At 42.7% G+C, this 21963-nt stretch carries 16 protein-coding genes; 11 read left to right on the top strand and 5 right to left on the bottom strand.

Going from position 1 to position 21963, the window contains the following annotated elements:
* Position 1 precedes the first annotated feature (1 nt).
* The 11 genes from DI53_RS09770 (at position 2) to DI53_RS09820 (ending at position 15717) form a co-directional block, all read left to right on the top strand.
* The gene (locus tag DI53_RS09770) at positions 2 to 637 is read left to right on the top strand and encodes a response regulator (RefSeq protein WP_037498363.1); all 636 of its coding nucleotides are present in this window, start codon (positions 2 to 4) and stop codon (positions 635 to 637) included.
* Positions 638 to 1283: 646 nt separating this feature from the next.
* Positions 1284 to 3227: a polysaccharide biosynthesis protein gene (locus DI53_RS09775; RefSeq protein WP_241462401.1), complete on the top strand. Its 1944-nt coding sequence runs from the start codon at positions 1284 to 1286 to the stop codon at positions 3225 to 3227.
* A 483-nt stretch (positions 3228 to 3710) separates the two neighbouring features.
* Positions 3711 to 6728 (top strand): SusC/RagA family TonB-linked outer membrane protein, encoded by a 3018-nt coding sequence (locus DI53_RS09780; protein ID WP_037498370.1) that lies wholly within the window; start codon positions 3711 to 3713, stop codon positions 6726 to 6728.
* Between the two features lie 28 nt (positions 6729 to 6756).
* Positions 6757 to 8406, top strand: a complete 1650-nt coding sequence (locus DI53_RS09785) for a RagB/SusD family nutrient uptake outer membrane protein (protein WP_052072326.1) — start codon at positions 6757 to 6759, stop codon at positions 8404 to 8406.
* A gap of 133 nt (positions 8407 to 8539) precedes the next feature.
* The gene (locus DI53_RS09790) at positions 8540 to 9388 is read left to right on the top strand and encodes a 4-hydroxy-3-methylbut-2-enyl diphosphate reductase (RefSeq protein ID WP_037498375.1); all 849 of its coding nucleotides are present in this window, start codon (positions 8540 to 8542) and stop codon (positions 9386 to 9388) included.
* Positions 9389 to 9457: 69 nt separating this feature from the next.
* Positions 9458 to 10483, top strand: a complete 1026-nt coding sequence (hemH, locus tag DI53_RS09795) for a ferrochelatase (RefSeq protein WP_037498379.1) — start codon at positions 9458 to 9460, stop codon at positions 10481 to 10483.
* Between the two features lie 10 nt (positions 10484 to 10493).
* Positions 10494 to 11768, top strand: a complete 1275-nt coding sequence (locus DI53_RS09800) for a metallophosphoesterase (RefSeq protein WP_037498385.1) — start codon at positions 10494 to 10496, stop codon at positions 11766 to 11768.
* 89 nt (positions 11769 to 11857) lie between these two features.
* Positions 11858 to 12898, top strand: a complete 1041-nt coding sequence (locus tag DI53_RS09805; RefSeq protein WP_071790477.1) for a UDP-glucose--hexose-1-phosphate uridylyltransferase — start codon at positions 11858 to 11860, stop codon at positions 12896 to 12898.
* A gap of 1 nt (position 12899) precedes the next feature.
* Complete coding sequence (gene galK / locus DI53_RS09810; protein ID WP_193790643.1) at positions 12900 to 14057, top strand: galactokinase; 1158 nt, start codon at positions 12900 to 12902, stop codon at positions 14055 to 14057.
* A 15-nt stretch (positions 14058 to 14072) separates the two neighbouring features.
* Positions 14073 to 15212 carry an aldose epimerase family protein gene (locus DI53_RS09815; protein ID WP_241462402.1) on the top strand — a complete coding sequence of 380 codons (1140 nt, stop codon included), beginning with the start codon at positions 14073 to 14075 and terminating at the stop codon, positions 15210 to 15212.
* Between the two features lie 190 nt (positions 15213 to 15402).
* A complete protein-coding gene (locus DI53_RS09820; protein ID WP_037498388.1) occupies positions 15403 to 15717 on the top strand; it encodes a helix-turn-helix domain-containing protein in 315 nt (104 codons plus the stop codon).
* A gap of 43 nt (positions 15718 to 15760) precedes the next feature.
* Here DI53_RS09820 and DI53_RS09825 read toward each other — a convergent pair whose 3' ends face one another.
* The 5 genes from DI53_RS09825 to DI53_RS09845 all read right to left on the bottom strand — a co-directional run bounded on the left by DI53_RS09825 (position 15761) and on the right by DI53_RS09845 (position 21949).
* The gene (locus DI53_RS09825; protein ID WP_037498390.1) at positions 15761 to 16063 is read right to left on the bottom strand and encodes a type II toxin-antitoxin system RelE/ParE family toxin; all 303 of its coding nucleotides are present in this window, start codon (positions 16061 to 16063) and stop codon (positions 15761 to 15763) included.
* The gene (locus DI53_RS09830; RefSeq protein WP_037498392.1) at positions 16053 to 16259 is read right to left on the bottom strand and encodes a hypothetical protein; all 207 of its coding nucleotides are present in this window, start codon (positions 16257 to 16259) and stop codon (positions 16053 to 16055) included. Before DI53_RS09830 ends, DI53_RS09825 begins: the two co-directional genes overlap by 11 nt.
* Positions 16260 to 16446: 187 nt before the next feature.
* Positions 16447 to 17631, bottom strand: coding sequence for a trans-sulfuration enzyme family protein (locus DI53_RS09835; RefSeq protein WP_052072302.1), 1185 nt, complete (start codon positions 17629 to 17631; stop codon positions 16447 to 16449).
* A gap of 135 nt (positions 17632 to 17766) precedes the next feature.
* A complete protein-coding gene (mfd, locus tag DI53_RS09840) occupies positions 17767 to 21102 on the bottom strand; it encodes a transcription-repair coupling factor (RefSeq protein ID WP_037498396.1) in 3336 nt (1111 codons plus the stop codon).
* A gap of 301 nt (positions 21103 to 21403) precedes the next feature.
* Positions 21404 to 21949, bottom strand: a complete 546-nt coding sequence (locus DI53_RS09845) for a hypothetical protein (RefSeq protein WP_052072304.1) — start codon at positions 21947 to 21949, stop codon at positions 21404 to 21406.
* Between the last annotated feature and the right edge of the window lie 14 nt (positions 21950 to 21963).

A 21963-nucleotide genomic window follows, 5' to 3' on the forward strand; every position in this document is an offset into this window, starting at 1 on the left:
GTTGGAAAGTAGGAAGTATCGTTTAGCAATAATAGAAGATAGGCAACACTTACTAGACCTCCTGGTTAGCTTTTTTAGCGTTTCTAAGTTTTTTGATCTCAAGTTCACTGCGAATTCTTACGAATCACTAGTCGAAGGTTGGAAACCACAATCCATAGACATTGTGCTGAGTGATATTGGACTGCCTGGGAAATCGGGTATTGAAACAACTTGGTATATCAAGAGAAGGTCCCCCGAGGCGCAAGTCGTTATGTTTACGGTGTTGGAGGATAAAGATGCCGTATTTCAAGCACTCTGTGCTGGCGCTTCTGGCTACCTGCTAAAAGGCACACCCCTGCCCCAGATTGAAGAACGATTGCTGGAGGTGATGCAAGGTGGTTCAGTAATGAGTCCGCAGGTAGCGCGGCTGGTATTTCAACATTTTAATCCATCTCTAGCTACAACGAAGTATCAAAAAACAGAACAGTTGACGCCACGCGAAATTGAAATTGTCTCTATGTTGCAAACAGGTGCGTCTTATAAAATTGTCGCCAACACATTATTTATAAGTGTAGATACCGTAAAGTATCATATCCGTAATATCTATCAAAAATTGCAGGTTAGCAGCCGTGTAGAGCTCATCCTAAAGTATAAATAAGCTATCCTATCAATTGAAAAACTCTTCAAATAGCGTCTAAGTAAATCTTACAGACCCATCACAATCTGTTAAATCGCAGTCTATACACATGGCTCTTGGCGGTATTTGAAATTTTGTAGATAAGATTTTGTAAGCGAATAATTTTTGCAACTCCGAACGAACAGCTCTTTAGAAAAATTGAAGTTGGATAGTAATAAAAAAAGGTTTTCAAACGGGGAGAATGAAAACCTTTGCTAACCAATTATAAACCTAAATTATGATGAACAAAGATAACATGTTTTTCAAACTTCACAAAAACGTTTTATTTATTTTTTAAATGCACAATGAAAAAATTGATTTGCGGTGACAAACGCAGATGCTTATTTTTGAGGGATTGAGATTCGGTATAGTTATTGCTTAATTCAAAAATAGATTATCCTTTTAATCTACCTTTGTAAAATGCAGAATTTGAAAAAACGCTATATCCGTGCCTCATTCGCGGAACGTAATCTATGGTCACTATTTGCTTTCACAGTTATTGTGATTTTGCAACTATGTGCCCTTTTTGTCTTTAATCCATAATCTGTGTAGATTTTACTGTGTTGAGCCGGGGAGGGAGATAGCCGGAGTTAAATAGAAATAATAAGACGGATCTAAACGTGTGAGCATGCAAATGAAATTGGCTTTATTAAAAAGAAGATTGCGGAAAGATAATCCGAGGTGGGTTATTCTTCTGCTTGATATAGTGATTGTATTGTCTTGCTATGTCGTGTCTCATTTTATTGTAAATAGCTTTACAGGGGGATTTGATGTCGAGTTAATGGTCAAGAAAGGGTTGCTGATCTTGACAGCTTACACGGCAACATTTTTGATCATGTGCACGTATAAAGACATTGTACGCCATACCGGCTTAAGTGAAGCTATCCGCATATTTAAAACGGTGTGGCTTGCCTGCATGATGATTTTCGTAGTAAGTTTTGCTGTACGTCAATTCTTTCCGAAGGATACGTTGGTGAGCGATTATCTTCGTCAATCGTACTCCTTAATTTTTACCCACGGTTTTTTCACGATGGTGATGCTGGTAGCTGCTCGTGTAGCCTACAGGCAACTCTATGAAATATTGTTCTTCACGAAACGTAAAAGCAGACATGTACTTATATTTGGCGCATCTCGTCCAGGCCTTGTAGCCTATGCTATGCTAACCGACGATATCCGAGCGAAAAATAAAGTCATTGCTTTTGTTGAAGATAAGTCGAATAGGGTTGGCAAAAATTCTCGGGGTATTCGGATTCTTCACATTTCTGATATTGATGAGGATTATGTAAGAAAGCATGATATTGATGAGGTTATCATTGCGGTGGAGAATAATGATCCGGAGCGATTAGCTCGTGTGACAGATCATTTTCAACATTTAAATATTGAGCTTAAAATAATGCAGCCGGGACGTTCCTTGCTCAATGGTGGTGGAAAAAGGCAGATACGCAAGCTCCAAATCGAAGATTTATTAGGGAGAAAGCCTATCCGGCTAAATAATCCTATTGTGGAGGAAGAGCTTAACGATAGGACGATTATTGTTACCGGCGCCGCTGGATCAATAGGAAGTGAACTCGCCAGACAGATCGCACGCGTAAATTACAAACGACTAATTTTACTGGATCAGTCTGAATCTCCATTGTACGACCTGCAGCAAACCATCCATCTGCAGCATCCGGAAAGTAGTCATTTCATTGTAGGTGATGTGCGCGACCGTATATTTATGCGTAGAGTTTTTGAAAAATATCGTCCCGAAGTTGTCTTTCACGCTGCCGCCTATAAGCACGTCCCCTTAATGGAGGACAACCCTTATGAAGCGATTTGGACAAATGTATATGGTAGTCGTATCATGGCTGATCTAGCCATGGAATTTGATGCCTATAAATTTGTCATGATCTCTACCGATAAGGCCGTTAATCCTACCAATGTCATGGGAGCCAGCAAGCGTGCTGCGGAGATTTATATTAATTCTTGTAATGCACGAAGTCGTACAAACTTTATTATAACTCGCTTCGGGAACGTCTTAGGATCCAACGGATCTGTGATACCTCTCTTTGAAAAGCAAATGGAACGAGGTGGTCCACTTACACTTACCCACCCAGATATTACCCGTTATTTCATGACGATTCCAGAAGCCTGTCAGTTGGTTTTGGAAGCAGGGACAATGGGTCACGGGGGAGAAATATTTGTATTTGACATGGGTAAATCTGTCAAGATTATAGACTTGGCTAAGCGTATGATTAAGCTTAAAGGATACCGATACCCACAAGATATTGATATTAAAATCGTGGGTCTTCGCCCTGGAGAAAAAATCTTTGAGGAGCTCCTTGCTAATAATGAGAATACCATTGCAACGCATCATCCTAAAATTATGATTGCACAGGTGTCAACAAATGATCTCTTGATGAAACGCCTGCAAATCGAGCAAATGTGTGCTTATTTACAGTCTGAGCATGGTCGCGACGAACAGACGGAGCTCGAGGTCGTAAAACAACTTAAAGCGATCGTCCCTGAGTTTATATCTCAAAATTCTGTTTACAGTAACCTGGATACGACAAAAAGTTCGATGGTATCATAATTTTATTAGCATGCGCGAGCCTTATCGGCTTGCGCACAGCTTGGTGTCTTGTAAAAGGCTTACCCTCTATCTAAATCGATTACCTACCTCACTTAAACTACCCCTTTTTCCTCTTACTTCCATTACAACCGTCCGTAGCCCACGATAAGGTGACTGTGGAGACTAGCATACGCCTTTAGCGGAAGAGCGTTTATTCTGCTTTTGATTACTGCCCTGTCTCTTTTGAAGCTATTGATAACTCCCAATCTTAGCTAATACGTTTTATATTAACAATCTGTTAACAAGTCGTTAGGATTTCATTCACAATTTGGATACCTACTTAAGCCTAAATTTACATTTACTAACGTAAAACTACCGGCAATTATTATACTATGAAACGCAAGAACCTTCATCACTTATGCACTAAAACGATTAGCCTAAGTTTTCTATGTGCAATTTGAATAAGAAAAGCTACGAACCGCAGAAAATCTAATATCCAAAATAATGACTAAATTAAACTTGAGAAGAAGAGGCCGGTATACTAATGCTCGGCAATTCATGTGCTTCCTGCTCTTGCTATTCACTAGCGTGTATAGCGGTGGGTTAGCTTATGCGCAACAACGCAGCATTAATGGTGTTGTGACGAGTGCCACAGATCAAAGCCCGCTTGTAGGTGTTACTGTTCGTGTAAAAGGCGGAACGGAAGGAAGCTCTACCGATCAGAATGGTCGATTTAGTATTCAAGCCCAAGCAGGCGATGTTTTACAATTTACCTATATCGCCTATCAGCCCGAAGACGTTAAAGTAGGTAATTCTACAAATTTGCAGGTTGTCATGCGTACAGATAGCCGTAGTATGGATGAGGTCGTGGTTGTAGGCTATGGTACGGCGAGAAAGTCAGAAATAACGGCAGCATCCACCAATATCAAAGCAGAAGATTTCCGCTCTAGCGCGGCACGTAACGCACTCGACCTGCTGCAGGGTAAGGTCGCTGGTCTACAAGTCTCCCGAGGTAGTTCTAATCCTAACACAGGTACAGTCACACAACTTCGTGGAGCGACGTCTGTCGCAGGGACAAACTCACCTCTAGTTGTTATTGATGGTATCCCCGGGGGGAACCTCGATCTGCTTCAGCAGGCAGATATAGAGTCTATAAATGTGCTAAAAGACGGATCGGCAGCTGCTATTTATGGAACGCAAGCCAATGGTGGTGTTATTTTGGTTACTACCAAGAAAGGTACTGCTGGTAAAACACGCTTTGATTATTCCACGTTTGTAAACCGGGATTATTTGGCAAGAAGATTAGACTTCATGAGTGCCGATGAATATAGACAAAAAATCGCGGAAGGTCTGATCGATGAAGAGACTGATTTGGGCGGAAGTGTCGACGCACTGGATGAATTATTGAGAAAAGATAACCTAAGCCAATATCAAACCCTTGCGATATCGGGAGGCGGAGAAAATAATAACTTCCGAGCCAGTACTTACTATCGTGATTTGCAAAGTATTGCGCGTGAAAACGGTCGTGCAGAATATGGTGTACGTGCTAACTTTAACGGTCGCGGTTTTGAAGATCGTTTGACGACGCAGGTAGATTTTGCTACTAATATCAATAATGCAAATCGTCTAGGTGGCGGGAATGATATGTATAGCGGTGGTGGATGGGAATGGGCCTATACAAGGAATCCCACTTTGCCTTTAAAAAATGAGGACGGTACATGGTATTATGAGCCTACGTCCACCAATGAAGTGGCACGATTGGCGGAAGAACATTATCGTCGTCAGCAACAGACCACGACACTTGCCGGAACAATAGGATACGAAATTATCAAAGACCTTAAATTTAATGTATTTGGATCGGTTCAGCGAGATTCATGGGTTGACGGTAGCTATGCTTCAAGGTTTTCGGAATCGTCGATAGAAAACAGCGTTGGGGCACTTGGACGTGCGACCCAGGCAAGCAGATTGGAATTCCGTTATGCGTTTGAACCTACCATTTCGTTTAACCGCGTGATCAAAGACGTTCACTCCATCAATGCAGTTGCAGGATATAGTTATCGCTATGAGGTGAATCAAAATTTCGACGCCACCAACCGAGGTTTTCCCAATGATGTTTTCGAGGAGAATAACTTAAATGCAGGTAACCAACTCGCCTTGGGTCGTGGAGAGATGGGAAGCTGGAAGAATGACAATAAGATTATTGGTTTCTTAGGACGGTTGATCTATTCCTATGATGGGAAATATACGATTCAAGGTACATATCGTCGTGACGGCTCTACGCGCTTTGGTGCGAATAACAAGTGGGGTAATTTCGGATCGGTTGGTGCGGCGTGGAACTTGAGTTCTGAAGATTTTATCAAAGATTTGACCTTTATCAACGACCTGAAGTTGCGTGCCAGCTATGGCGTAACGGGAAATCAGGATATACCAAACTATCGTTCATTAGTTACGCTTGGCACAGGTAACAACTATCTATATCCCGATGATGTTTGGCGTCAAACATATGGTCCTACAACCAATCCAAATCCTAATTTAAGATGGGAAACGAAGCACGAATACAACATTGGGGTAGATTTTTCTCTTTTGGCTGGTAGACTAGGCGGTGCAATAGATCTATACAGACGTGTTACAAAGGATCTTTTGGGGACATATACATCGCAGCAACCCTCTTTGATCATGAATTCTATTTACACCAATGTAGGCCAAATGTCTTCTAAAGGTGTTGAATTAACATTGAATGCTGTGCCTGTTCGGAACGAGAATGTGACCTGGTCAATCGACTTTATAGGTAGTACAAACAGAAACCGTATGGATCGTTTTTCCGATGATGTCTATAAGGCGAGTTACCGGGATTTTGCCGGTATTGGCGGTTCTGGAGACTTGGGAAGCGCAATTCGTACATTCGAAGGCAATAGTGTTGGTGACTTTTACGGCAAACGCTTTGCAGGCTTCACCGAAGAAGGAAAATGGCTCTTTTATAAGCGTGATGGCTCGGCAGTTTCTTTTGATCAGATCAATGACTCGCGCGTTGACATCGCAAATAATGACTTAACCGTTATTGGAAATGCTATGCCTAAGTATTTCGCCTCTTTGACGAACACGGTAAAATATAAAAACTTTGATGTACGTGTGTTTTTCCGCGGTAAGTTCGGTTACGATATTCTGAACACGACACAATTATCTTATGGAAACCAAATCACTCTTCCTAATAATTTAATAAATGATGCCTTTACAAAGCATGCCGATTTAAAAGATACCTACATGTATTCTGATTATTATATCGAGAGTGGTTCACATGTAAAATTGGACGAAGTTAGTTTAGGTTACACCTTCAAATTAAATAGCGAGCGCATCCGCAACTTCCGGGTATATGTCACAGGAACAAATCTAGCGCTGTTCACCAAATACTCAGGTAACGATCCAGATTTGGTTAGAGATTATGGCTTGGAACCTGGCGTAGATGGTCGTGATAGGTTTCCAACGACGCGGTCATTCCTTGTTGGTTTGAATATTGGATTTTAACAGAAACTCATTGGAAAAAATGAATGTGATGAATAAGAAATTTAGAAAAATAATATACGCGTTAGGGATACTCAGTAGCATGGCAGCCATGAATGCCTGTACAAACCTTGACGAAAAAGTGTATGATACACTGGTAAACGAGAACTTTTATAACACACGCGAAGAAGTAATTTCAGCGGTTTTGCGACCCTACACGCATGCAAATGCTTGGGCGACACCTGGCCAAGATGGCTGGTGGCGACTGAGCGAATACTCCGCAGACCAACTGGCTTGGCCGGTGAAAGGTAGGCACGGACAAGATGGTGGTAAATGGATTCGATTGCATTACCATACCTGGACAGGGGACGATTCGGCTATACAACAGGCTTGGAACTTAATGTTTTGGGGAATGGGTTTATGTACGTCTCCTATTGAAGCATTGGAAGGACGCGATATTGCAAGCATGGGGATTACAGAGGAGGAAAAAGCAGCATTTATAGCCGAACTCAAGCTTTTTCGGGCGTTTCATTATCTAAAGATTATGGATATATGGGGGAATGTGCCGATCGTAACGCAAGTCGGAATTCCTGCGAGCCCTACTACGGCACCAAGGATTGAGGTATTTAATTTTATTGAAAAAGAAATATTAGAGAATATTGATAAGATCCCGGTTTTATCAAAGGAGATGACAGGTCGTATGTCTCGGGCAGGTGCTTACGCGATGTTAGTTGAATTGTACCTAAATGCCGAAGTCTGGACAGGTACGGCGCGATGGGACGACTGTATTGCGGCAGCAAACCAGATAATCAATGGAAATGCCGGCGCACAAAACGGTCAAATGGCGCTTGATCCAAATATTACCGATGCTTTCAAACCGGATAACCATCTTTCTAAAGAAACTATTTTTGCATTAGCTTATGAGTTTCAAAGATCCAATACGCAACCGCAATGGACGGGCGACTTTTTCTATTTCAATCACCGTGCTATAACCGGGGGCGGAAGAAATGGGAACGACGGAACGGTAGTCATTCCTGGTGTTTATGATACTTTTCCAACAGCAGATTTACGTAAGACAGCATGGATGTTGCATGGCCCGCAAATGCGTTTTGATGATCCCACACAGCCCGTATTGGGAAGTAATGATGAATACCAAGGGCAGCCGGTAGTTTTTGTGGATAACATACGCCGAAACCTAGAGGCAATACGTAATGGTACCGATCCTGAATTGCTACCTTCAGACATGACAACTGGCGAAGGAACCAGTGGTGTGCGTTTCAATAAATATCAATTGGGGCACATCGCTCATCCGAGCTACAATAGCACAGATTGGCATTTTTATCGTTTGACCTGGGTGTATTTTGCAAAGGCTGAAGCATTGATGCGCAAAAATGGCGGCAGCGCCAACGCCGAAGCTGTAGAATTAATTAATGCATCAAAGCGTAGGGCATATTCGGCGGCGGATTGGCCTGCCTATGCGTACACCTCGGCGACGCTGACGATGACAGAACTACTCGCAGAAAGAGGCCGTGAGTTTATCTTCGAAGGGTTCAGAAGGCAAGACCTGATACGCTTCGGTCGTTTCCATACCGACTCCTGGTGGGATCACGAACCAACAGACATTAATAAAACCATATTTGCAATCCCGAACAATCAACGGGTGTTAAACCAAAACTTAGCCCAAAACGCTGGGTATAATTAAGCAAGTGTAAAGTGTAGTGAGAGGCCCGGATCGTATGATCCGGGTTTTCTTTATTTAAGGAAACCAAATTGTCAAAAACGTGTTTTAACTATTGAAATTAATTGAATGTACTGTGTAATGCGTAACTTTGTGTATGGCTAAAAATCTTCAAGTAACGATTGATAAGGACTCCGGCTTTTGTTTTGGTGTGGTTTATGCCATTGATATGGCCGAGGAAATCCTCGAAGAAGACGGCTATCTATACTGCTTGGGCGATATCGTTCATAATGATGAGGAGGTAGCTCGGTTAAGAGCCAAAGGTTTGCGGATCATTGCACACGAAGATCTTGCTACGCTGAGCAACGAAAAAGTATTGATTCGTGCGCACGGGGAAGCGCCAGAGACGTATCGCACCGCACTCGAAAATAATATCACACTAATTGATGCATCCTGCCCCGTGGTATTGAAATTGCAAAACCGGATTAAAACTTCTTACGACGATAACGAGAAGATTTTGATTTTTGGGAAGCATGGCCATGCTGAGGTGATTGGTTTGCAGGGACAGACCAATAACGAAGCCTTAGTGTTTCAGGATCTTGAAGAATTAGATCAAACGGAACTACCAGCTTCGTTTACCCTGTATAGCCAAACGACAAAAAGTGTCGATAAATTCTATGCTATAAAGGAAGAGCTCATAAAACGGGGCTACGAAGTGAAGGCCAACGATACCATTTGCAGACAGGTGTCAAATAGGTATGAGGATTTGGGCGATTTTGCGCGCCAGTATGACAAAATTGTTTTTGTATCTGGGAAGAAATCCTCAAACGGTAAAGTGCTTTACGATGTATGTAAGCAGGCCAATCCAAACAGCTACTTTATCTCTGACACTGCCGAACTTGATGAGACGAATTTCCAACCGGATGAGCGTGTAGGTATCTGTGGTGCTACATCCACGCCTATGTGGCTAATGAAAGATGTGAAACAAGCTTTAGAGCAGTTTTAGTACGTCATGTCATTCTCATTTTAAAATGCCTTTCCACGGTTCCTATAAATAATAATTATTTTTGTATTAATGAGTAAGAGCGCGACGAAGGGGGTTCTTTTAGTGCAACTTGGCACGCCCGATGCCCCCACCACGCCCGATGTGCGTAGATATCTAACAGAATTTTTGATGGATCCCCGGGTGATTGATATCCCGATTGTAGGACGGACTTTATTAGTTAAAGGCCTGATCGTTCCCCGCCGTGCTCCGAAATCTGCCGCTACCTATCGTACGATCTGGGACGAAAAGACCGGATCTCCGCTAATGTATTACAGTGAGCTACAACGCGACCTATTACAGCAGGAACTTGGCGAGGATTATCATGTCGAGCTTGCTATGCGCTACCAAAATCCTTCTATCGCTTCTGCATTGAAAAATATGGAATCGATGATGCTGGAATCTATTCGCGTCATTCCTCTTTTTCCGCAATACGCTTCTGCGACGAGTGGCTCTGTTATAGATCGGGTGATGGAAGTTATGCGTACTTGGCAGTATTTCCCACAGATATCATTTGTGAGCAATTACTGCGACGATGAGCAGATGTGTGAAACCTATGCAGACCACGCAAAGCAGCATGATATCGATTACTATGATCATATTCTGTTTAGCTACCATGGTTTGCCCGTTCGGCAGTTAGGCAAGGTTGATCCTTCGGGTGAACTCACCTGCCCGGATCGCGGTTGTGATAGCTGTCGCGTAGAAAAGAAAAGCTATTGCTATCTTTCGCAATGCTATGCTACATCGCGCACTATTGCTTCGAAGCTCGGGCTTTCGGAAGATCGTTATACGGTATGTTTCCAATCTCGATTGGGAAAAACGCCTTGGATTCAGCCCTATACCTCAGATGCCCTTCACCAATTGGCAAACGAAGGCGTGAAAAAACTGCTGGTATTTAGTCCGGCATTTGTTGCCGACTGTATCGAAACCCTCGACGAAATACAAGTGGAGTATGCCAACGAGTTTAAAGAACTAGGCGGCGAAGAGGTTGCTATGGTGGAAAGTCTGAATGATGACCCCAAATGGATAGGCGTATTGAAGCGACTAGCACAAGGATAAAATTATTACTATGTTGATATTTAATGCAGTGTTACTGCTTTTCTTTGACTTTTATATTTTCTTCGCGTTGCGCGCGACGAAGATAAGGGTCGTTAAGAAGAATTGGTTTCCATACGTATGGTGGGGGTATTCTGTAGGTCTATTGCTAGGCTTAGTAATCGCTACAAAATTTGACATTCCGCTATCATACCGTTCGGTAATCTTAGTCGCCTTCTTCATGACCGCTGTCTGCAAGTTTATTTTTATCATCATTTTGCTTATTGATGATTTAAGACGTGGTGGTTTATGGGTTGCACGCCTCTTCATTCCTGCAAAAAAAGAACAAACCATTGAAACTGAGCAAGAGCTGGATTCTCCATTGCCGGAGGAGCCACGAAATGGTATTTCGCGATCAGAATTCCTGACTAAATCAGGAATAATAGTGGCCTCATTGCCTATATTCCCCTTGTCTTGGGGAATTCTTTCGGGAGGATACGATTACAAAATTCGTAGGCAAAAACTGTATCTGCCCGATTTACCAAGTGCATTCCACGGTTTGCGCATCGGCCAGATTTCAGATGTTCACTCCGGTTCCTTTTATAATCAAAAGGCTGTTTTAGGCGGGGTAGAGATGTTATTGGGTGAGCGGCCTGATGCGATTTTTTTTACTGGAGACCTTGTGAATAATGTAGCTTCCGAAATGCGGGATTACCAAGATATTTTCACCAAGGTGAAGGCTGATTTGGGGGTGTTTTCGGTGCTTGGGAACCACGACTACGGCGATTACTATTTTGGTAAGGAAGACTCCCAAGCGAAGCGCAAAAATCTGAAAGATTTAATCGAGACGCATAAGGTGATGGGCTGGGATTTGTTAATGGACGAAAACCGATTACTGAAGGTAGGCAATGAGCAGTTGGCGATTGTGGGCGTACAAAATTGGGGTACTGGACGTTTCCCAAAAAAAGGCGATTTAGGGAAAGCTTTGCTAGGAACAGAGGAATCCGAGGTAAAGCTATTGCTGTCGCATGACCCTTCACATTGGCGTGCGCAGGTTCTTGATACCGATGTAGACGTCATGTTTGCCGGACATACCCACGGGATGCAATTCGGTGTGCGTGGTGAGCATTTTCAATGGAGTCCGGCGAAGTATATTTACAAGGAGTGGGCGGGCTTGTATGAAGAGGATAATAAAAAACTTTATGTCAATGTCGGTTACGGCTTCTTGGGCTATCCGGGTCGTGTGGGGATCTTACCAGAGATCACGATCTTCGAGCTTATAAAAGGAGATAAGCCACATCTATCGTAACATGTAGATAAATCTATTTAAGCCTATGTTTTTCATAGGCTTTTTTTTGTTTTCTAATTTAAAAAGAAGATATTTATAAAAATCTAGCCATGCTTAATTTTTCAGAACAACCACATAAACGCAAAAACCTATTAACAGGGGAGTATATTTTAGTATCACCACACCGGAGCAAACGCCCGTGGCAGGGACAGGTAGAGGATCTCGTTCCGGATAATCGTCCGCATTATGATCCTACATGTTATCTGTGTCCAGGCAATACCAGGGCAGACGGCACCGTCAATCCCGAGTATACCGATAGCTTTGTTTTCATCAATGACTTTTCCGCTTTACTAGAAGATACCCATCTAGACATATTCAATGAAGAGGATCTCTTACAGGCCGAAGCCGAGCGTGGGATCTGCAAAGTCATCTCCTTTTCGCCTAGGCACGACCTAACTCTTCCGGAGATGAGTCCTCGTGAAATCAAGGCCGTTGTTGATCTATGGCAGCGAGAGTATCAAGAACTGTCTGCGCGCGAGTGGATAAAATACATTCAAATTTTTGAGAACAAAGGTAGCGTCATGGGATGTAGTAATCCACATCCGCACGGACAGATTTGGGCTCAGAGCTCTACACCCGTAGAAATAGAGAAGGAAAGCGAGCAACAAAAGGCTTATTTCCAGAGGACTGGTCGGACTATTCTTCAGGATTATCTCGACCTGGAACTAAAAAAAGATGAGCGTATCATCGTGAACAATGCGCATTTTGTGGCGCTAGTTCCATTTTGGGCCGCATGGCCTTATGAAACGATGATCATCAGCAAACGTGCGGTAGCCTCCATTTTAGAATTCAATGAAGCGGAAAAAGAAGACCTTGCCAAGACGCTGCAGGAATTGACTATCCGTTACGATAATATCTTCAAAACCTCGTTTCCGTATTCCGCTGGTATGCATCAGGCGCCAGTTAACAGTGGCGAACATCCAGAGTGGCATTGGCATATGCATTTTTATCCGCCTTTGCTACGCTCGGCGACAGTAAAGAAATTTATGGTTGGGTATGAGATGTTAGCTAATCCACAGCGAGATATCACGCCCGAACAAGCCGCGAATACACTGAAACAACAAGCAACGGTACATTACAAAGCACAGTAAAATGATTTCCAAAGAACAAATAGAAAATAGATATACGCACGTTTTTGAAAGCAAACCCACACACACGGTGCGCTCACCGGGAAGGATAAATATCATTGGTGAGCATACGGATTATAATGAAGGCTTTGTATTGCCTACTGCCATTGATAAGGCTATCTATGTAGCTGTTGGCAAGCGGGAAGATGATCTCATTCGGCTTTACGCGGAAGACTTTAAGGCTTATTTTGAGATTCGCATAGCTGATATTCATCCGGTAGAGGAAGGCTGGCCGAATTATGTGCTGGGTGTTGTGGCACAATTGCAGGAAAGAAAGCTTCCATTTGGAGGATTCAATATGTATATTGACGGCGACGTGCCACTTGGCGCAGGACTCTCGTCATCTGCGGCCTTAGAATGCGCAGCTGGCTTTGCACTGAATGTTCTTTTTGACCTGCAGTTGCAACGGGTGGATATTGCGAAAATTGGTCAATTGGCGGAACACAACTATGCCGGAGTAAAATGCGGTATTATGGATCAGTTTGCCTCGGTACTAAGCAAGGCTGGTCATGTCGTGAAATTAGACTGTCGCGATCTGTCTTTCACACATATACCGTTAGAACTTGGCGAATACGCCATAATCTTGTTGAATACCAATGTAAAGCATTCGCTGGCGTCTTCGGCATATAACGACCGACGAGCATCCTGCGAAGAAGGTGTTCGCTTAGTACAGGAAAAACATGCCGAAGTGAATAGTTTACGGGATGTATCTATAGCTATGTTGGACGAACTCGTAAGACCCGTTGACGAAGACATCTATACGAAGTGTCGCTTCGTGGTAGAAGAAAACCAGCGCTTGAATGATGCTTGTGCTGCTTTAGAACGCGGCGATTTGGAAGAAGTTGGCCGACAACTGTTTCGCGCACATGCTGGTTTAAGTAAAGAATATGACGTAAGTTGTCCCGAATTGGACTTTTTAGTAGAATATGTAAAGGAATTTCCAGAAGTGCTGGGTGCCCGTATGATGGGCGGGGGCTTCGGGGGCTGTACCATCAATTTAGTAAAAAAATCTTTTCAGGATCTGTTGATCGAAAGAGTAACACCAATATACAAAGCGAAATTTGGTTTGGAACTGACAGCGATTAAAGTAATTCCGTCCAACGGAACGGAAATATTAATATAAACCTCTTTTATTCCCATGATGAAAAAAACATTTCTTTTAGTCGGTTTGGCAACAGCGCTTTCGTGGACAGCCTGCCAAAATCAAGCAAATAAAACAACAGATACTGAGTTGTCGGACAGCAGTTTTGCCGGATCTATAGATGGGCAAGAAATGACATTATTTACCCTGAAAAATGAAAAGGGAGCTAAAGCTACTTTTACAAATTTTGGAGCCCGTATTGTCTCGCTTTGGGTGCCTGATAAAGAAGGCAATTTGACGGATGTTGTGCTCGGATTTAACAAGGCAGGGGATTACAATAACCCGGAAGAACCGTATTACGGAACGATTGTGGGGCCATTTGGTAACCGTATTGCCAAAGGGAAATTCACGTTGGATGGCGAAGAATATACATTGCCGACGAATAATGGCGGGAACACGTTACATGGTGGATTCAAAGGTGTGCATTTCGCCGCTTGGGAAGGGAAGCAGGATGGGGATAACAAAGTGACATTTTCATACACCTTACCCGATAAGAACGAGGGTTTTCCTGGGAATATTTCGATGACTGTAACCTACAAACTTACTGACGATAATGCGCTGGAGATAGATTACACCGCTACAACGGATAAGAAGACGGTTGTCAATCTGACTAACCATGCGTATTTCAACCTGAATGGCGAAGGTAGCGGTACCATCTTGGATCACAGCTTGCAGATCTATGGAGATCAATATACGCCGGTCGATAGCACCTTGATCCCGACGGGAGAACTAGCTACCGTGAAAGGAACGCCTTTTGATTTTTCGCAAGCGAAGACGATTGGAAAAGATATTGAACAACAAGATGAACAATTGCGCTACGGAGGGGGATATGATCATAATTTTATACTGCGTGGCGACAAGGTGGATAACTTAAACCACGCCGCCACATTAATCGGTGATAAATCAGGAATTAAAATGGACATCTATACCGAGGAGCCAGGATTACAGTTTTATAGTGGAAATTTTATGGCGGAGAAAGTAACCTTAAAGAATGGTAAAAAAGATGCATTCCGCACAGGTTTGTGCTTAGAAACGCAGCATTTTCCGGATGCTCCTAACCAAGCTAATTTCCCTTCAACGGTTCTAGAACCCGGCCAAACATATACGACAAAGTCTATCTATAAATTTAGTTTGTAACAAGGATAATATCCAAAATTGAGGGGTTTGTATGTATGCATGCAAACCCCTCAATTTTTGTAATATAAATTGTCTGCGTGTACAGTGGGTTTAAACTAAAAAAATCTTAGTCCATTTTTAAATTTTCCTTTTATTACAGTAGTAATATCATTATATTAGTATATGCAATAATTAAGTATTTAATAATATTATGGTATTATTTATATCACCTTCGAAAGCACAGCTTAAAATTGCTGAACAGATCCGTGCAAAGCGACTTGCGATGAATCTAACGCAGGAAGGGCTAGCGGAACGCTCTGGCGTTGCACTTCCGACATTACGCAAGTTTGAACAAAAAGGATTGATCTCTTTAGAGTCATTTGTGAAACTTCTGATGGTCGTTGGTGGTGTCGAAGCGATCATTGAGGCATTACAGCCTTCAAAAGCCGTTTTTGCGTCGATAGACGATGTGCTGAAAGACGAGAATACCACTTATCATACGCGGAAAAGGGCGCGAAAAAAATGAGCAGATCAATTAGAATAGTTTATGTGGGATTTTTTGCAGTAAATCAGCGAGTTCGGTCTGTCAAATTGGATTTTTCGGATTTATCATAGATCGCTAGTAGGTAAACTGTATCATCTTCCAAAATGATATTGGCAATAACCCTAGCACCACCAGATTTCCCTTTTCCTTCAGAGGCAACGGCTAACCTTATCTTATAACAGCTACTTCCCAAAGCTGTACCTTGTTGTGGGTTTCTTTCTAACGAATCGACTAAATCGATGTATTTACTTTTAAGCGAGGGATACTTTTTAACCAGTCTTTTTAGCTGTTTTTCGAATAATTGTAGTGTATATACATTATAACTCATTTATCAGATCTCTTGCAGGACGTGTTTTAAGCTTGCCCTCACGAACAAGCTTGAGTTCTTCCACTGCTTGCTTAATCTCTTCAATTAAAATAACATCATCTTCAGAAAGTGGTCTTGCTTTAACGAAAGAGAGGTTGCTCAAAAGCTCCATCACAAAAGCCGCCTTATTGTCCTTAATATCTAATATTACTTTCATGATTCGGTATTTAAAGATTATAAAACAAATATAACTATATCTTTTCAAAGGTAAAATGGATCTACGTAACGAGGCGTTAGTCTAAAACGTAGATTACTGCTCCAACCCTTCAGGTTATAATGTATATCAAATCTATCGCCATCTTATAACTGGATTTAATAACTGCTGCCGGCTTAGTATATCCGATCTATAGTTGCGCAAAAGCCTGTTGGAAGTCGGCGATAAGATCGTCGATATGCTCTATGCCTACCGAAATGCGCAACATGCCTCGGGTGATACCCGATGTTTCTTTTTGGCTCGAAGAATGGTGTGACCCCCACATACTTGCTGGATGCACGATCAATGATTCCACGCCGCCTAAACTGGCGGCATTGATGAATAGCTTTAGTTTGCTCAGAATCGTTTGCGCACGTAGAAATTCTTCCGCCTCATTTTCTCCATTTATTTCAATGCATAGCATGCCCGTAAATCCCTGCATCTGTTTACGTGCGAGTGCATACTGGGGGTGTGTCGGTAAACCTGTGTAGCTGATTTTTTTTATAAACGTGCTTTGTTCCAGCCATTGCGCCAAAGCCAATGCATTTTCATTAATCTGCCTGACACGCAAAGCCAAGGTCTTTAGCCCACGCAGCAACAACCAAGAATCGAAAGGGCTTAATGAGGCACCCAGCACAAGCGAGCGCCGCCATACGCGCTCAATATATTCCTTAGACCCACATACCACGCCCGCAGTCAAATCGCTATGACCGCCGAGATACTTGGTGGCGCTGTGGACAACTATGTCAATTCCATATTCGCTCGGCCGTTGATTAATGGGGGATGCGAAGGTATTATCAGCCATGGTGGTAATGCCGTGTTTCTTTCCTAATGATCCAACAAAGGTAAGATCCGTAATGTCAAGGTTTGGATTGGAAGGCGTTTCTACATAGATCAGCTTCGTGTTTGGCTGGATGGCTGCCTCAAAAGCGTTGTTATCGGTTTGGTTGACATGGGTGATTTCCACGCCATAGTCGCGCAGAAACTCTTTCAAAAATAAGGTGGAACCAGAATAGTGGGCGTGCTGGGCGATGATGTGATCGCCAGCCTTAACAATGGCAAGGATAGCGGTACTGATAGCCGCCATGCCGGTGGCTAATACTAGTGCATCTTCCGTATTTTCAAGTTTCGCAATAAGCTCGGCTACTTGACTATTCGTCGGGTTGCCGTGTCTATGGTAAAATTCGGGGTGTTTGGTGGCCGTAGCGGCTTCAATGTAGGCGGAAAGATCAGTATCGGCCAAGTAGGTGGATGTTTGAAATATAGGGGTAGCGACGGCTTTAGTGGTATTATAATGATTTCCCTGATGAATGAGGGCTGTTTCTACGTTTTTCATGAAAATAGCTTTATTTTCAAAGCTAATAAAAATCTACTTAAATAGTAGATTATAATATCTGTCTGGGGTATATTATAGTCTACGCTATACGAATATAGAGGAGCATTCGTATAGCGCAGAAAAAGCGAGATAGCGTTAAGCCATCTTACTGAGCAAATTTAAGGCGTAATCGATGCTATTCACATTAGTTAATGCCAATCGTAACTGATTCTTTACCTCCTTGAGATTGGACATTGCTGGATGCGCTTGTACAAAAGCTAATACCTTACCAAATTGATCCGATTCGAAATAACTGGATTTCGGGTTGTTGAGGAAATAGCCTTTCAATACATTTTTCTTATAGGAGATCTTTTCAAACCCTATCTGCTTACCCATCCATTGCAGCCTGAGGGTATTAAACAGTTCAAAAACCGGTGCAGGTATCGGACCAAAACGGTCTTCCAGTTCCTTTTGAAAACCTGCCAATTGCTGATCATTCTCTAATTTGGCAATCTCATTGTAGAGGTTGTAGCGCTCGCCAATATTAGTAACATACTCGTCAGGAATCATGACTTCCAGGTCGGTGTCAATCTGCGTGAAGTTAACGTATTTCCGGTTTTTATCATCCGCAAACAATTCGCCGAATTCATCGTCTTTCAATTCTTGAACGGCTTCATCTAAAATCTTATTGTACATTTCAAAGCCTATCTCGGCAATAAAGCCAGACTGTTCGGCGCCTAAGAGATTTCCCGAGCCGCGTATGTCCAAATCACGCATGGCTACATTGAAACCAGACCCTAGCTCAGAAAACTCTTCCAAAGCGGAGAGACGTTTGTAAGCTTCGCTGGTTAAGGTCGATAGGGGTGGACTTAGCAAGTAACAAAAGGCTTTTTTATTCGAGCGTCCTACGCGGCCACGCATTTGGTGCAGGTCGCTGAGCCCAAACATATGCGCATGATTGATGATGATGGTATTTGCATTAGGAATGTCAAGTCCTGCTTCGATTATCGTCGTGGCGACAAGGACGTCAAATTCATGATTGATAAACTTAAGCATCACATCTTCCAGATCATCGCCCTCCAGCTGCCCGTGCGCAATACCTACTCGAGCACCGGGCACCAGCTTTTGGATCATGGCACCAAGCTGTTTCAAATCTGCGACACGATTGTGAATAAAGAATACCTGTCCGTTGCGGTTCAGTTCGAAAGCCACCGATTCCTGGATCAAGGTTTCGTTGAAAACGTGCAGCTCCGTTTGTACCGGTTGGCGGTTTGGTGGGGGAGTAGATATAATGCTTAAATCGCGTGCACCCATGAGGGAAAAATGCAGGGTGCGCGGTATGGGCGTAGCCGTTAAGGTCAAGGAATCGACATTTGCACGCATCACTTTAAGCTTTTCTTTGACCGAAACGCCAAACTTCTGCTCTTCATCAATGATCATCAGTCCCAGCTCTTTAAATTTCACATCTTTGCTCACCAAGCGGTGCGTTCCAATGATAATATCTACTTCGCCAGCTTCCAGCTTTTTTAGGGTTTCCTTAATTTGCTTCGACGACTTAAACCGGTTGATATAATCTATATTCGCTGGAAATCCTTTTAAGCGCTCGCTAAAGGTGCGGAAGTGTTGTAAAGCCAAAATAGTCGTTGGTACCAAAACTGCGACCTGTTTGCTATCGGCAACTGCTTTGAACGCAGCGCGGATAGCCACTTCGGTTTTGCCAAAACCTACATCGCCACATACAAGTCGATCCATTGGGTGGGGCGATTCCATATCGCGTTTTACATCGTTCGTCGCTTTCTCCTGATCCGGAGTATCTTCATAAATAAAAGATGCTTCCAGCTCATTTTGTAAATAGCTGTCCGGACTAAATGCATTGCCTGTTTGCGCCTTTCTCTTCGCGTAAAGCTTGATCAGGTCGCGCGCAATGTCTTTGACTTTTTTCTTGGTGGTCTTTTTTAGTTTATCCCAAGCATCTGTGCCTAATTTATTCATTTTAGGCAGTGTGCCTTCTTTGCCCGAATATTTAGAGATACGGTTCAGGGAGTTAATGTTAACATATAGCAAATCATTATCAGCGTAAATAAGCCGAATCATTTCCTGCGTTTTCCCATTGACCTCCACTTTCTCTAACCCTGCATATTTGCCGACGCCGTGATCTATGTGTGTGATGTAATCGCCCGGTTTTAGTTCTCTTAGGTCTTTCAGCGTGATCGCTTGGGATCGTTCGTATCCCTTCTTTCGTTTGTACTTGTAGTATCGATCAAACACCTGATGATCCGTGTAGCAAGCCAATTTCAGACTATCATCACGGAAGCCTTCACGAAGGCCGCGGTGTATGGGCGTGAATGTAGTCGATTTTTCTATATCCTCTAGAATGGCGAAAATGCGTTCTATCTGCTTAGTTGAATCGGAAAAAATCAGGTTTTGAATACGTTGCTTCTCATTTTCTTTGAAATTGTGAATGAGCAAGGTAAAATCTTTGTTGAAAGAAGGTTGAGGATGCGTGTCAAAGACGATGGTTTTATCCGCTTTATAGTAAAACTGCTTACCAAATTCAATGTTAGGAAATTCGAACAGCATTTCGCTGAAGGTTCGGTCCGTTGTGAACGTAACTCGCGGATCTACCCATTCGGTATTCACCTTAATATCTTTTTCTGGCAATGCTTTCCAAAACTCGGCAGCTTTCTTATAGCCGTCTTTAATGACATCCATCGTAAACTGCACGTCTTTATGCCAAAAGACGCTATTCCGATCCACATATTCCAAAAGTGATATATGGTTGTTGCTTAAAAATTTGGCTTGCACGTTGGGCACAATGGTCACTGTATGCATCTTGCTTACAGATAGCTGCGATTCGATATCGAAGGTTCGGATACTTTCAATATCATCACCAAAAAATTCGATACGGTAGGGAAGGTCGTTGGAAAAAGAAAATATATCTACTATGCCGCCGCGGATGGCGAACTGTCCGGGCTCGTATACGAAATCCACCCGGTCGAAATCATACTCATACAGAAACTCGTTTATAAATTCGATGCTGAGCTTGCTGTGTTCGGTGATGGCCAGTGTATTCTTATCCAGGTCATCGCGATTGATTACCTTCTCCGCTATAGCTTCCGGATAGGTAACGACCATCTTTGGTAGTTCGGATGCATGGTTAAGTGCACTTAATGTCTCTGCCCGTTGCAGCACATGAGCGGCATCTGTCTGTGTAAATTCAAAAGCTTTGCGGAATGAAGCGGGGAAGAAAAGAATTTGCTTATCTAAAATACTTTCTAAATCGCTAAGGAAATAGGATGCTTCCTCGTGCGTTGGAAGGATAAAAATATACGGTCTTTCTTGCAAAATGTAAGCGGCAGCGGCTACCATGGCGTCAGATGAACCGACTAACCCTTTCAGGTGTACTTTTGGATTTTTTTGTTGTATAGCTTTTACCAGCTCCTGCACATCATTACTGTGCTTATATTTTTCTATAACTTCTTGTATACCCACTTGATGCCTTTACTTTTTTGCGAATTTAAGAAATTATCAGAGCGAATCAGAATACAAAGCCGTGAAACATCGGCCATCCCGCGTGAAAAAGCAAATAACGTGGAAAATACTGGGCGACCGTTTTTAATAGGTGATTTAAGAACCCGATAATAGGCAATGCCTTTGAAGGAATAGGGTATGGTTCAACTTGCTGGCTGGAACTCCGTTTTTAACACATTTTTAATAAAATCGGGATCAGTGGAAATACGGCGGTAAAACCATCGTGGCTTTTACACCACATATAAAGTGTCATACTTGCTTACTAAATAAGATGAAGACGTACAGCAAAATCAAGTATTTTTTGCATGTCGTCATTAAGGTCAAATTGAAGGTCTTCGTGCAGCTTGTCAAATTTGTTCGTTGTGGTTTTCAGACGCGCTTTGACATACACTTGGAGCTTGAATGCCGCGTGTACGGCGGATGCTTCAAAAAGCGAAGGAAAACGTTCGAAGGCTTCTTTTAAAAGGTAAATACGACATTCCATCTCACTGTATTTGTCTTTGGTCACTTTCTCGTGCTCATTGATCATCCCACTGCCTTGGCGCAGCAAAGCTTGCAGCTCTTTGTAGTTGGTATATTGGGGAATATTCTTGATCGCGTGGCGGCTCGTGGAAAATAGTTCGCGTAAAGATTCCTTAAGACTTTCGATACGATCATCTAGATCCAGTTGGTTTTCCAATAACTGGAAATGAAGCTGCTTCATAAGCATCTTATCCTTGCTGACTAAGCGTACCAAGAGTTTGTCTTTCTCTTTTTGCGGTAAGTTTAAAACGGCATCTTTTAATTCGGGCTGTTTATGAAGTGACATGTGTGTGTTTATCG

This window comes from Sphingobacterium deserti (genome assembly GCF_000757725.1).
Classification (GTDB): domain Bacteria; phylum Bacteroidota; class Bacteroidia; order Sphingobacteriales; family Sphingobacteriaceae; genus Sphingobacterium; species Sphingobacterium deserti.